Origin of the sequence: Priestia sp. BR_2, assembly GCF_041954005.1 — a bacterium.
In the GTDB taxonomy this organism is placed as follows: domain Bacteria; phylum Bacillota; class Bacilli; order Paenibacillales; family Paenibacillaceae; genus Paenibacillus_AQ; species Paenibacillus_AQ lautus_A.
Map to the genome: position 1 here is coordinate 31391 of NZ_JAVFHM010000104.1, position 14258 is coordinate 45648.

Consider the following 14258-nt stretch of genomic DNA (forward strand, 5'->3'; position numbering starts at 1 on the left):
TATTTCGTTGCTGTTCCCGAATAATTTTGCAATTATTCGGGGGAATCCATATGTTCAGGAGGATACCCATGTACAAGGTCATGATTGTAGATGATGAGCCGTGGGCAATTAAAGGAATCCGCAACGCCTTCGATTGGGATAAATATGGATTTGAAATTATCGGACAATTTAAAAGCGCTTACACCGCATGGGATGCCATAAAAGCGAATGAACCCGATTTGGTATTTACGGATATCCGTATGCCCGAGATATCCGGACTGGATCTGATGAAGAGGGCCAAAGTAGAAGGGCTGGACATTGAGTTTGTCATCGTAAGCGGATATGCGGAATTTGAATATGCCCAGGAAGCGCTGCGCTATGGCGCGCTGGATTATTTCCTGAAACCCTTGGATATCGATAAGGCTGACCCCTTCATTGCGAAGCTGGCCGTGCACTTCTCCCGAAGAAGCACAGTACGCAACCAACTTCTTCTGGATGCACTGACCTCGGCGAATGAGGACGCGATCAAGAGCTTCCTACCGCTTCCCGATGATGCAGCTGTGTACTATTATCAGGTGTTGACCATCTATTTCGAGGGAGAACATAAAAATATGAGGAACCTGCTTTCTTTGGAGGGAAAGCCTGTTCATGTTGTGGAAGTTGAAGCCGGAGCCCGAAAAATGCTAGTTGTCCTGATGACGGAGCATAGGGCTTGTCTGGAAGGACATTCGGATAAGCGGGTTCTGAATAAGACGGGCATCCATGTTATGGGCGTCAGCAGCATCTCTAATCAACTAAAGCACATGAGCAAGCTCATAAAAGAAGCTGACCTGTCCGCTTCCCAGGTTTTTCTTGAAGAAGCTGGGGGCGTCGTTCACTACGAGCCGAAGCTTCATCTGGTGAAGCCATGTATCGATGAAATCCACCACATCCTTCAGGGAAATCAATTTGACGATGTGGAAGCGTACATTAAAGAGCTGCAGGCATATTTCAGGGATCATCGTCTTGGCATGTCTGAGGTTGTCTACCTGTGGAATCAAGCCGTCGGGATCCTTATCAAAGCATATTCTGAGGAATTGAAGGATATGGAACTGGAATTCCTGAATTATTCCGAGATCAAGGAACGATTTGAACACTTTGAGTCGCTATGCAGCTTTTTACATGAGGTTCTCGACTCGATCAGGATAGGAAACAGCCGCTCTATGCAGGAAGGGGACATCCAGTCCTGCTTCAACAGGATGATCCATTATATCAACCATCATTTTGAGCAGAAATTGTATTTGAAGGATTTATCAGCCCAATTCTTTATTAACCAGGTGTATTGCTGTCAATTATTCAGAAAAAATCTGGGCAAAACCTTCTCAGAATATGTGTCGGAGCTGAGAATCAAGAAAGCCCGTGAGCTCCTGAAGCGGACGGATCTATCCATTGAAGAAGTGGCCATTCAGGCCGGGTATGTCGATTATTATTATTTCAATAAAGTGTTCAAGAAGCATTGCGGGATGACCCCCGCCAAATTCAGAAAAAGTTGATATGAACGGAGCGGCGGGCCATGAAGATCAGTAAACTGAAATTGAAGCATCAGATATGGCTTATCTTTTTTTTCTCCATCATCATTTTTACTGTCATGGAATTTTATTATTATTATAGTTTCTCTAATTTGACCCAAAAGAGAGCCGCCCATTACAGTAACCAGATGATAGAACAAACACGCCGCAAAATTGATTCTGCATTTAGTGATATCAGGGTCAGCACCAGCATTGCGGTCAATAGCAGACGGGTTCAGGAATTTTCTGTAGTGGATGATGATTACCAAAGGGCGTTTAACAGCGGTCCAAATGCATTGGATCTCATGGAATATATGAGATCCTTTAATTCGTACGTGGACGGAATTGTAATTAATGATATTCAGGGAAGACGGCTTTACAGTTTGGCATCAGCAAGCGGAGATATTTTTTTTCTCAATCGTTACGATACCTTTATCCAGAAGTATAAGGAAGATCCTTCGCTGCGGGACAAGGGGATATTCACCTCGATTCTAAAAGACGACAGAACAGGAACGGAACAGTTCTTTTATATAGCGCCGATTGTGGAGGCCATCGGGGGAATCTATTTCTCCCAAATTACGGGTTACTGTACCGTTTTGGTCAATATGGACAAAATGCAGGGGCTTGTAGAAAATACGGAATTAACGCCCAACTCTACCTTGTACATTGTGAATAGCCGGGATGAGGTGATTGCTTCCACCAATTCCAATGCCCGAGGTGCGTTATTCAGGGAAGTTCTGTCTATGGATAAGGGCATCCTGCTTAACGGGGTCAAAACAACGATCGATGGGGAAGATATTCTTGTCCAGATTAAGGATTTGGAGCAGGCAGACGGGTGGCGGGTTGTGAGTATGATTCCGGTGCAAGAGCTTACTGCAGACATGAACCCTATACGGAAAGTCAGCATTATCGTCGGGATTGGGATGATTCTAAGCATGCTTATCATGGGCAGTTTCTTTATGAACAATCTGATGCGTCCGGTGATGGGACTTGTGCTGGATATGAAGAGAGTGGGGAGCCGGGACATGGGCTTCCGCATTAAAGTCCGGTCTACCAATGAAGTAGGCATGCTGGCCTGCGACATTAACCGGGTCATCAATGAAAGGGAAGAGATGGCAAGAGATATGATCAATACCCAGGCCAGATTATACGAATCTGAGCTGAGTCAAAAACAGGCGGAGTTTGCTGCCCTGCAAAGCCAGATCAACCCCCATTTTCTCTATAATACGCTCAATTGCATCAGCAGCATCGGATTGGAATACGGAAGCAGGGAGATCGCGCAAATCGCGTCTTGCATGTCCAAAATATTCCGGTATAGTATAAAAAAAGATAATCTTGTGCGGGTAGAGGATGAACTGGACTGTATTCAGGCTTATATGAACATTATCGCCATCCGGTACGAGAATAAATTTATCATCGAGATCGATGTGGACGAGGGACTCCTGGAGATGCAAACCCCCAAGATGATTCTCCAACCCATTGTGGAGAATGCGGTCTATCATGGGCTGGAGCGGATGGATCTAGGGGGCCGGCTTCAAGTTACCGGGAGCATAGATGCGCATGGGGACTTGTGCTTCCAAATCACGGATACCGGGAAGGGAATGGAGCCGGAGCAATTGGCTTCCATTCAGGCTAAGCTGGGCATGGCATCCCCTGAACCTGCACCAGATGGCCAACCTGCTACAAGCATCGGACTTTCCAATATCCATAACAGGCTCCGGCTATTGTTCGGAGAGGGTTACGGGATCGCCATAGAAAGCCAGTTCGGCCATGGGACGACCGTGACCGTGAGGATTCCAAAGCTGTTAAACAACCGCAAACCTTCGGAAGAGTAAGGTTATGTCGATAGCCGGACACACTCCCAACAATGTATTGTTTTTATTCAGGACACATCCCTTCCATTGGGGATTGTGTCCTTTTTTCCTTCGAATTCCCGGCGATAATAATCAGACGTTGAGAGGGTTAAGTATAATCCGAAGGTCAAGACACTTTTTCTAAAACGGTTACCAAAACCATTTAAGATAGTACATTTTTTAAATTTTCTCTGAAAGTAGAATGAAGACATGGCTAAAAAAATCAATGACAGGGGGATGGATGAGGTTGAAAGCGGTTTTATGGGATCAGAAAAGATTCAGGTATTTGCTGTTTTGTCTCGCAGTGCTGCTGACACTGCCGCAATGGAACGGAGCGGCTATGGCGGCAGAGCAAACGCCAGATAGGGCGAATTTAGCATCCCGGCAGGAGGGGAAGGATGTGTCTGATTTCTACAATGTTATCATGCAAACAGGGGCCGACCCTTGGGTTTACAAGCATACGGACGGCTACTACTACAATGTCTTTGTCAATGCCAGCGGAATCATGATCCGCAGAACGAAGACCATTACCGGCATTGAGGCGGGCGAGAGAAGCCTTGCCTGGACACCGGTTAAGGGTACCATGTACAGTTCCAATGTTTGGGCGCCTGAAATGCACTATCTCAAAGATAACGACGGCCAATTCAAATGGTATATTTACTTCGCAGCCGACAACGGAACCAACGCAAACCACCGTATGTACGTGCTTGAAAACACCAGTGATAATCCGATGACGGGAACCTGGGAGTTCAAAGGGAAGATTACCGATTCCACCGATCGTTGGGCAATTGACGGCACTGTGCTGACTGTAAATGAGGATCGCTATTTTATTTGGTCCGGCTGGGAGGAAACCGACGGAAGCTTTCAAAATTTATATATTGCAAGAATGAGCGATCCGCGGACCATCAGTTCAGAACGGGTCCTGATTTCAACGCCCGAATATGACTGGGAAACTTCCCCAGGGAGGATCAATGAAGGGCCCGAGGTCACTATAAAGGGCGACACCATCAATCTGATCTATTCAGCCAACGGAAGCTGGACAGACAGTTACTCCCTCGGGTTGATCACGGCCAAGATTGGCGACGATTTAATGAACCCCGGCTCCTGGGTAAAGCGGGATAAGCCGATCTTTTCTAGCGCCAATGGTGTTTACGGCCCTGGCCACCATAGTATCGTCTCATCTCCTGATGGTGCGGAGAACTGGATCATTTACCATGCTGCCCGCTGGCCGGGGTCAGGCTGGACCCGCAAAGTCTACGCACAGAAATTCACTTGGAATGACGACAATACGCCGAACCTGGGAGCGCCGGTAGATCCGAACATACCGATTGCCATACCTTCCGGTGAGCCAATGCGGAAGCGCTATGAAGCGGAACATGCGTTGCTGGTAAAGGATCCGAATGGAGAAACTTCTCCGGCTGTCCGGCGGGAAAGCACGGCATCAGGCGGGATGAAAGTCGCGAGCATTAAGAACGCTAATGATTATGCCCAGTTTACAGTAAATGTGCAGGAGGCGGGATTCTATAACCTGTCCGTGCGCAATGCCAACGGCTCCCCCAATGCGGCGGATGCCTCCCATATATTGTCGGTCAACGGCAGCTCCGGTGCCAAATTGAACATCGTCTATTCTGGTCCGAATCGTTGGGGAGCCTCCACGGCGAAAGTCTTCCTTAAGGGAGGCGACAACATCATCCGCTTCTCGAAAGGGAGCAATCTGGCCGAAATCGACAGTATGGATCTATTTAAGCTGGATACATCGGAAATTTTATTTGAATTCCCGGGATTCACCATGGGGTTGAACGAAACCCGCAATTTGCCCCTGTATACGGTTACGGGCGCTACCTATACCGCAATCGATACAGGAGCTACCTTCAGTTCTTCCGACACAAAGGTAGCCAATATTGATGAAGGGGATCAGATTCAAGCTGTCGGGGCGGGCAGTACGACGATTACCGCGACATATAATGGGAAAACAACAACGGCCGCGGTAACCGTAGTCGCAGAGCCCAGATCGGTGCAGTCACTTAACATGAGCGGAATGGACCGCGTCCTGACCAGTGGACAGCGAAGCCGTCCATTGCAGGTAACTGCTCGCTATAACAACTATGAAATGAAGAATGCGACAGCGGATGCTCAGTATACCAGCAGCGATCCTGGGGTGGCCCGGATTGATACTGTATCGGTCACCCCATCGGTATACGCAGATAAACCGGGTACAGCTCTTATTACAGCCGAATACAACGGCAGCAAAACGGCAATCCAATTGACGGTAATCGAGGCTTCTGATGCAGTTCAGGTGGTTTCCGAAGTGAAGACTCCTTCCGGAGTGACTCCTGATCCGCCCAGCGTTGTGGATGTTGTATACAATAGCGAGTCGATGACGGCGGAAGTTGTCAGCTGGAAGCCGGAGGGAATGGACTTCAGCTCTCTTGGTACTACTCAGGTGCCAGTCATTCTGAAGGTGGATGGCCGAGATATTCCTTCCACTGTATCCGTAGAAGTGGTTGCAGGATGGGGCCTTGATGACATTGTGGACCAGCTCCGCAATAGACTGGCGAATTTCTCTTATCCGTTGGGCACGGGGTTAGGCAACTATAGCCAATCCAAGTATGACGCTTTTGTGGCCGAGGTGGATAAAGCGGAGGAGATGGCCTCCAACCCCGATCTGAGCAAAGAGCAGTTTGACGGGCAGCTGGATAATCTCGCTCAAGCGGAAGAGGCTCTGTTAGCTTCACTTAACCTCGTACAGGATGGCGTTGTCTATAACGCTTACCGGGATTTCTCCGGCGATACGGTAGGCAAATACCCTTACGGTATCACCACCGAAGATCTGACCAATGGAGCTACCGCAACGGTAAAGGAAGAGGACGGGAATAAATTTCTTCGACTGACCACGACCGCTACCTCGGGCAAGGCAAACCTGTTCCTGCCATATACAGGCGAGGTAAAGGCTGGGGCGGATCAGCGCATCGTCATCGAATACCGCGCCAGATTAAACAGCAGCTTCCCATACGCGAATGGCGCCATGATGAGAAACGACAGCGGTACCGGCAATTATTCGATGGTCACTGCTTTTGATACCGGTAAGTTTATTGTACAGAACGGCGGATCCAAGAAAGCAGTCCAAAACGTATCCAACAATACATGGTACAAAATCAAAATGGTGGCCAACTGGAATAACAAAACCTACACCGTCTACCTCGACGATGTTCCGGTAGCTACGGATTACAATTTCCGCCATACAGGCGGTGACAAGCTGATCGGACAACTGTTTGGGATTGACGGATACGCCAATGCCTCCATCGATTTTGATGATTTCAAAGCTATGGTCATAGGAGGACCATAGGCTGCGCCAGAGGGTCTTGGGAAAGTCGATGAAACAGCGGCTGGCGCCAATGATGGACGCATCACCGGGGTGAATGATTCCGTGGAATGGTCTTCAGATCATAGGGTTGCCTGATTAAATGTAGAAGGTGATACACTTGCCAATCTGCCGCCCGGAACGTACTGGGTTGGATACCGCATGCCTCTTCAGGAAGAAAGGTAAATGTTTTAGTTGTCATGGATACACACAAATAAATATAATGCAAAGGAGAAGCTTTGGCTTGTAATCTCAATGTCTGTTAGAGTTCAGCCTATTACTAACATCTTCAAGTGTGTTTTTCAACGCAGAAAACACCGCTTACCATCTCAAATAAAAACAATGCCTGAAATACGAGAGAGCCGATAACCGCGTAATAGGGTTATCGGCTCTGTGTCTGTATGACTAGCTCTTTGACGTGCGTTTATCAGCAACCTCTCGGTTATGTCACTTGCTGCTGGTCTTCTTGATCAAGTCCACGCCATCGTATGCCAGACTTTCCACGCTTGCAGCCTTCTGCAGTATATAATGATCAAAAAAGTTCTTCGTGTAGTCTGTAACAAGATTTCGCATCTCCATAGCATCCCGTTCGCCTCTGAGTTCCTCATTAACACTGGTAAACACGATGTCGCAGTAATCTAAATGCGCAACACGATCAACAGAGAAATAATAGGTTTCCATGCTATTGTTAGCGCCAATAATCGCATTCATGTTGTAGTTTGGTTCACAAAACAGTAGCAAGAAGGGTTTCTTAAGGTCGCTGCCCTGAAGGCCGAACGCGCCGCTATCCAAGCCAATCCCGCAGGCGAAGCGGTCGTCGTCACGGCAAACCATCGCCGTCGTAGGCCCTCCATAAGAATGTCCGACTATGCCCATGCCGATGTCAAGCAACAATCTGCCCTTAAAGATGGAATTCAGCTCTCCAGAGTCCACTTTGTAAAGATAATCGGCTACATACCTTACATCTTCTGCCTGTAATTCGCTATACTTTGTTAACTTGGCAAGTATCGGCAGTTTAAGCACGTTACGGCACATCTCAATGGCTGTTTCATCGTCAGGCCGCATCTCCATCTTACCAGCCAACGCTACCATCTCCGGATCTTCAGAAAACGCCATAATGACATCCGAAAAATCCTTTGATACATTAAACAGGCGCCCATCTTTACGCTTATACATCGTGCTATTCTGATGCCCGATGCTTACCACAACATATCCCATGCTTGCCAAGTCAGCACAGATCACGGTACCCCATTCTGGAGAACCGCCCCCGCCGCAAACATAGAATAACACCGGATAGCGCTTTTCCTTCCCGGAGAGAGCAAGATCGTCGTAACACTGGGTCTTGATATCTATAGAGTAAGCATCCTTCAACGCAGCGAGAAGTGGCTGCTCATCAAGCATTTCGTAAACTTCAGGAAACATGTACGTTGATGTAGTCTTACCTTCGCTACTGTCGGACGGATAGTACACAAACGCCGTCAGTTCTCTTTTTGAGTGATCTGATGCCGCGTACTCAAAATCCATCTGGGTTCGACCGACAGTATAGCCGCCGATTGGTTCAGGAAATGCGTCATAAGTTTTCATTTTCTTGTTCCCCCTTAATTAATAAAAGTGGCGAATGTGAAATACATATTACTTCTACTCCTTGGCTTTCTTGAGATCGCTAACCATTTCAGCATATTTATGATCTTCGAGCAGCCCATGACTCATAAAGTCAGCAAAGTACTTGCTAATCTTATGTTGCAGCGTAGAGTCCTTAATATCGAATTCCCTAAAAAACATGACTAAATTAAACTGCATCGACTCAAACATAAAAGAAATAAGGTCGTCGTCAATATCAGGTCGGAGATATCCATCAACCCTCATTCGGCGTAAAATGTCCTTGATTAAGGGGAATGACTCACCCTTTAGCACATTCAGATATATTTTTAGCAAAATGTTCTCAGGAATGTTTAAAAGTGTTTCAATGAGTTTGATTTCCAACTCATTCAGCGGCTCGGTCACAATGCCATTAACGCTACCAAATAAGCCAGTAAGGAAAAACTGGAGGAGGGAATCTTCATTACTGTTATTAAAATACGCAGCTCTTTTCTGGGTCACATTACGTATTAAGAGACAATATAGGTCATCTTTGTCTTCAAAATACCGATAAAATGTTCCGGGGTGCATGGACAAACTATCCAAAACCATCTTCATAGTTATATCCTCGTAAAGATGATCAACAAAAAGATGCATAGCGCTATTAGATATTTCCTCGCGCCTTGCTTCATCTAAACGAAAGAAAGTGCTTTTCGGCATAGATTACTCCTTTATGTGGGGTGTGAATTGATTCACACTATACTAATAATACATTCACATGTCAAGCAGTGTTGAAATATTAATATCATCATAAAAGATTTATATGAAGTGAAAAGAACGGGACGAATGGTTACAGAGGGAAGAGTGAGAAAGGAACGAAAATGTGAGGATGTATTCTAAAAGCAATAGAATATGGATTAGTGCGGTTTTAATAGTTTGTGTAGTAGGAGATGTAATGGTATTCCAAAGTACCCAGAGCAGATCCATGGATTGTTCTCCATTCTTCGGGTTTATTACTAGTTAAGTTGGACTCAGTGGAATATACCTCATCTTCCAGTTGGTGGAGGAAACTAAAGTGTCTGTGCTAAGATGAGGGTAAATTATGATTCAAGCTGGGGAACAAGGCTAGAAGGGGTGCACATTGAAGAAAATACTTGTCATTGACGATGAAGTCGCAATCAGAGATTTAATTGAGCTCGTACTGAGAAGAGAAAACTACGTCGTTCAAACGGCTGAAAACGGAAAAATAGCCCTGCAGCTGCTGGATGCTTTTGGGCCGGACCTGGTGCTGCTTGACTTGATGCTGCCTGACTGCTCCGGATATGACCTGTGCAAGGAAATCACCGGGAAACGTGCCGTTCCTGTGATCATGCTCTCTGCCAAAAATGAGGTAATCGACAAGGTGTTGGGACTAGAGCTAGGGGCGGAAGATTACATGACCAAACCCTTTGACAATCGTGAATTGCTCGCTCGGATCAAGGTGATTCTGAGAAGAAACGAGAGCAATGAGGAATCAAGTGAAGGAACAGAAGTGAAATCTACACGCATCATTCATGAAGAGCTGACATTTGATCTGGAAAGCCGAAGGGTGCTGAAAAACGGTGTACCCGTATCTTTAACGGCCAAAGAGTTTAAAATTCTGGAAACGTTACTCAAAAGGCCGGACAAAATCTTTACCCGGGATGAGCTGCTGCAGATCGGATGGGGATATGACTTTATGGGAGACAGTCGCAGTGTGGATATGACCATCATGCGATTACGAAAGAAGCTGGAGGATAACGCGGACGAACCGAAGTATGTCAGGACGATCTATGGATTTGGCTATCAACTTGGAGGTGGCTAGGCCTGAAGTATGCAACCCGGTTACTGCTGAATTATTTATTATTCTCCGTGCTGTCCTTTGGCATCATCATTTTTGCGGTGAATAAAGCCATCGATTACTACAGCTTCATTACCATCGAAAAACAGATGATGGAGAAGGCGGATCTGTCCGAGTTGTCTTTCCGTGAGGTGTTGGCACAGCATAGATCATCGACAGGAGAACCGCAGACAGAAGAAATCGTCAGACTTGCTCTGGAGAAGCTGAAAGCTTCAGGCAAGGAAGTACGTATCTATGATAGCTCCAAGCAGTTGCTGGGCTTGGCAGTGGATGGCATCATCATTAATGAAGGCAAACCGCTTATTTTTGACAAAAATATTGAGAAAGCCCTGAGCGGCAGTTATGCCTACACCGTAACGGAAGATCATCTGCTTTATTTTGCAACTCCCATTCAGAATCAATTTTACGAAAATGCTTATGTGTATGAGTTCGTGGACGACATTTCGTACTTTTATGCGATTATGGATCAAATCCGTTATATCTTGTTTGCGGGTGCAGGCGGATTCATTGTGCTGATTACGTTAGCCAGTCTGTGGATTGCCCGCAACACAACCAAGCCGATTAAGGTGCTGCTTGGCGCAGTGCAAAGTTTCTCTAGACAAGAGTTTCGAAGGGTTCATCTTAACCGGAAGGATGAGCTGGGCATGCTGGCAGATGGGCTGGATTCCATGGGGCGTCAGCTGCATGATTACATTCAGTACCAGAAACAATTTGTCTCCAACGTATCTCACGAGTTAAAAACACCCTTGGCAGCCATTCGTGGTTTCTCTCAATACTTGGTTGAAGGGGAGAATGAGAACAAGGAACTGCAAAAAATCTATGGTCATCTGCTGCAGGAGTCGGATCGACTTACACGCTTGATTAATGAACTGTTGCTGCTATCCCGCTTCGACAAGGCTGGTTCTAACGAACTGGAAGCCGAGAAAACGGAAATGAACGAACTGATTCAGCAAGTCGCAATGAATATGGAAGCGAAGGCCCAGGATAAAGGGATCAAGATTATGGTTAGTAAAGCACAGGGAGAACCGGATGATGAGGATACCACAAGAGTTTACGCCAACATCAATCCAATGTTAATGTCCCATGCGATTGCCAACCTTGTGGACAACGCTATCAAATACTCAGGCAATCACTCACAGATTAAAGTAGAGATGGAACATACGCCAAGCGAGGTAGTTATACGGATACGTGATCAAGGTATCGGTATCGCGGGCGATGAGCTGGAGCGAGTGCAGGAACGATTTTACCGGGCAAAAAATGCAAGCACAGCGAACGGTTCAGGTCTTGGACTTTCGATTTGCAAAGAGATTGTAGAGCGGTTTAATGGATATATCGACATGGAAAGTCAGATCGGGGAAGGAACGACCGTTACGATTGTTTTGCCTCGTGTGTAGACCTGCATCTAAACCCAAGCCTAAATAGGTAACGTTACAAGATTGGTACATTTCTGTTATGAGACTAACAAATGCTTTTTTTATAATCACTTCATAAGAACAAATCACACATTTATGGAGGGATCATGATGAAACGGATAAACAAAGCTGGAGCTGTTACCCTGCTGAGTATTTTACTAACGGTAGCATTAGCAATAACGGGCTGTCAGTCTAGTGGTGCCAAGTCGCCAGAAGCGGCGCAGAACTCGGCTGAACAAAACACGCCCGACGAACAGGCCAAAGGCGAAGGAGCATCAAATTCTACTGCGCCTGCTTCAGAAAATTCGGAAGGACAAAGTGCTGAAACTATTAAGGAAGGTTCGATGGAGAAGGAAGGCAATGTGGTGCTGAAGGAGCTTGCTTTTGTCTATAATGAGCACACCATTGCGATTTCGGATACAGCGAATGAAGATCAGATGGAACAGATGCTGGGCAAACCGGATAACCTGAAATCTCATACGTACAGTGCTGGCGATGGAACAAACATGGATACGTTAATCGGTTTTACAGAAAAGGTTTATACGTATCCTGGTCTGGAGATTAAAACAATCAGTATACCGGAGGGGAAACAAGACTCCATCTTTCATATCGAAATTACAGATCCTAAGTACGCGACAGTGCGAAACATTAAAGCAGGGGATAGCCTGGATACACTCAAAAACGCCTACCCTGAGGGGAAACTGCTTGGTGATGGAGCCCCTAATGAGGAGGATGACTTCCGTTACGAGCCATCCAATTATGTGGATGTGATGTCGTTTCATATCAAGGATGCCAAGGTGGAGAGCATTCAGATCTACAGCCTTCTGGACTAATATTTAGTGATCGATGTCGGTAAGCATTCATACGATTCACCTTTAATACCTGCCCGGGAGAGGGGCAGGTATTTTCTGGTTTATAGACTCGTTTTATAGAATGTGTCGGAGGACAAGAACTTGTACCGATTGCCGTAAAGGACAAAATATGAGCCGATTACCGATTAGATAAGTATCTAACTATGTTTCGAAGCAATTTCATAAACTAACGGGCAGGATAATTGAAGATCAAACACATTGAGCCTTACACAAGTGACGGTGAAATTGTTGGCTTCACCGTGTATAAAAAGGCAGGAGGTGCCCTTATCCTGCCCTTCTTGCGTGTTTTAGATTTTGGTTTCTACTGTACTAAACGATCAAAATCCGGCTGCAATTTGTTCCGCAAAACATACAGCATGATGGCACCGACAAGGAATGCGACGGCATCCGCAATGACGAGCGACCAGATCACCCCGTGGAAGCCGTTCATCCAATTGGCGATATAGAGCACAGGAATCAGAGTAGCTCCTTGAATAACGGACATAATAAACGCGGCCGTTCCTTGCGCTGTTGCTTGGAAAATCCCCGTAAACAACGTGGTCATTCCTGTAATGAACAAGGATAAGAATGTCACATGCAAAATGTAGCTGCCCATTTCAATTAATTGCGGGTCATTCGTAAATAAACCGATTAAGTGATCGGAAATCAGATAGACGATGACACCGAATACGATGGCTAACGCCACAATCGTTTTGATCGTAAATCCAATGGTTTGCTTCATCCGTAATTTATTCGCTGTAAAGGAAAAGGCAATGAGCGGCACGACTCCCTCGCATAAGCCCATCAGAATAAACTCAGGAAATTGCAATAAACGTGATGAAATTCCGTAAGCCGCTACGGCCGGATCTCCATATTCAATAAGAAAACGATTTAAGATGAGCGACATAGCACCCAAAAAGATACTCATAATAAAGACGGGAACTCCGATTTTGAATACATTGCTCAGAATCTCCTTGGAAGCCTTGAACCATTTTACAGAGACGGTTAAGAATTGGCTCTTGTATCCAATATGGAAGGCGTAGAATGCACTCGCAACCAAGTTGGAAATGACCGTAGCAGACGCAACGCCAATCACATCCCAATGAAACACGAAGATGACGAACGAATCGAGAATAATATTGACGACCACACTGAGAATCATACCAATCATCGATGTGATGGCTGCACCCTCCGAGCGCACGATATTCTCCAGCGTGAAGAATAATACGACGATTGGTGAACCGATAAGCATAATCGTGACATAGTCCTTCGTGAATCCGAAGGAGTCAGGCGTTGCCCCCAGGCCATAAACGATGGGATCGATCAACGGAAGACCGACGGCCATCACAATCAGACCGAGAACCAAACTGCTGTAAAAAGCGAATGAAGATACTTGCTTTGCATCATCATATTTTTTCTCACCCAGCAAACGGGAGATGAATGTACCGCTACCCATGCCAATCAAGTTGCCTAGCGCCATAATAATTGCGAATAACGGCAAGGTTAATGCGAGTGCGGTTAACATGGCGGTATTGTGAAGTGTACCAAGGAAATAGGCATTCAAGATGGAATAGATGACACTCATTGACGTGCCTAGCATCATAGGTACAGCGAAGTGAGCTACGGCTTTTGCGACCGGGGCTTTTTCAAAGTAATGGAGGTTTTCTGCATCCATGCGGGTCACTACTTTCTTTATTTATTTCGGGTTTAATCTTACAGTGTTAGATTGAACCTTACAGTGTTAGATGATATCATGAACCTATGAACCTGTAAAGAATAAACTTACACTGTTAGATAA

10 protein-coding genes are annotated in these 14258 nt (G+C 46.0%); 7 read left to right on the plus strand and 3 right to left on the minus strand.

Annotated elements, in window-relative coordinates; translation table 11 throughout:
* Positions 1 to 68 precede the first annotated feature (68 nt).
* The 4 genes from RB298_RS02845 (at position 69) to RB298_RS02860 (ending at position 6725) form a co-directional block, all read left to right on the plus strand.
* A complete protein-coding gene (locus tag RB298_RS02845; RefSeq protein ID WP_486045663.1) occupies positions 69 to 1511 on the plus strand; it encodes a response regulator in 1443 nt (480 codons plus the stop codon).
* A 20-nt stretch (positions 1512 to 1531) separates the two neighbouring features.
* The gene (locus RB298_RS02850) at positions 1532 to 3361 is read left to right on the plus strand and encodes a sensor histidine kinase (protein WP_486045665.1); all 1830 of its coding nucleotides are present in this window, start codon (positions 1532 to 1534) and stop codon (positions 3359 to 3361) included.
* Between the two features lie 228 nt (positions 3362 to 3589).
* Positions 3590 to 3745 carry a hypothetical protein gene (locus RB298_RS02855; protein ID WP_255250484.1) on the plus strand — a complete coding sequence of 52 codons (156 nt, stop codon included), beginning with the start codon at positions 3590 to 3592 and terminating at the stop codon, positions 3743 to 3745.
* A 34-nt stretch (positions 3746 to 3779) separates the two neighbouring features.
* A complete protein-coding gene (locus RB298_RS02860; protein WP_486045667.1) occupies positions 3780 to 6725 on the plus strand; it encodes a family 43 glycosylhydrolase in 2946 nt (981 codons plus the stop codon).
* A 462-nt stretch (positions 6726 to 7187) separates the two neighbouring features.
* On the opposite strand, the gene RB298_RS02865 is transcribed toward RB298_RS02860, so the two are convergent.
* Complete coding sequence (locus RB298_RS02865) at positions 7188 to 8324, minus strand: alpha/beta hydrolase (RefSeq protein WP_375119823.1); 1137 nt, start codon at positions 8322 to 8324, stop codon at positions 7188 to 7190.
* A 54-nt stretch (positions 8325 to 8378) separates the two neighbouring features.
* A complete protein-coding gene (locus tag RB298_RS02870) occupies positions 8379 to 9038 on the minus strand; it encodes a TetR/AcrR family transcriptional regulator (protein ID WP_375119822.1) in 660 nt (219 codons plus the stop codon).
* A 421-nt stretch (positions 9039 to 9459) separates the two neighbouring features.
* Here RB298_RS02870 and RB298_RS02875 point away from each other — a divergent pair, with 421 nt between their 5' ends.
* From RB298_RS02875 to RB298_RS02885, 3 genes are all read left to right on the plus strand, one after another.
* Positions 9460 to 10161 carry a response regulator transcription factor gene (locus RB298_RS02875; RefSeq protein WP_486045670.1) on the plus strand — a complete coding sequence of 234 codons (702 nt, stop codon included), beginning with the start codon at positions 9460 to 9462 and terminating at the stop codon, positions 10159 to 10161.
* A 77-nt stretch (positions 10162 to 10238) separates the two neighbouring features.
* Positions 10239 to 11591 (plus strand): sensor histidine kinase, encoded by a 1353-nt coding sequence (locus tag RB298_RS02880; protein WP_375119820.1) that lies wholly within the window; start codon positions 10239 to 10241, stop codon positions 11589 to 11591.
* Between the two features lie 125 nt (positions 11592 to 11716).
* Positions 11717 to 12442, plus strand: a complete 726-nt coding sequence (locus tag RB298_RS02885; RefSeq protein ID WP_375119819.1) for a hypothetical protein — start codon at positions 11717 to 11719, stop codon at positions 12440 to 12442.
* A 340-nt stretch (positions 12443 to 12782) separates the two neighbouring features.
* Here RB298_RS02885 and RB298_RS02890 read toward each other — a convergent pair whose 3' ends face one another.
* A complete protein-coding gene (locus RB298_RS02890) occupies positions 12783 to 14135 on the minus strand; it encodes an MATE family efflux transporter (RefSeq protein WP_486045673.1) in 1353 nt (450 codons plus the stop codon).
* Between the last annotated feature and the right edge of the window lie 123 nt (positions 14136 to 14258).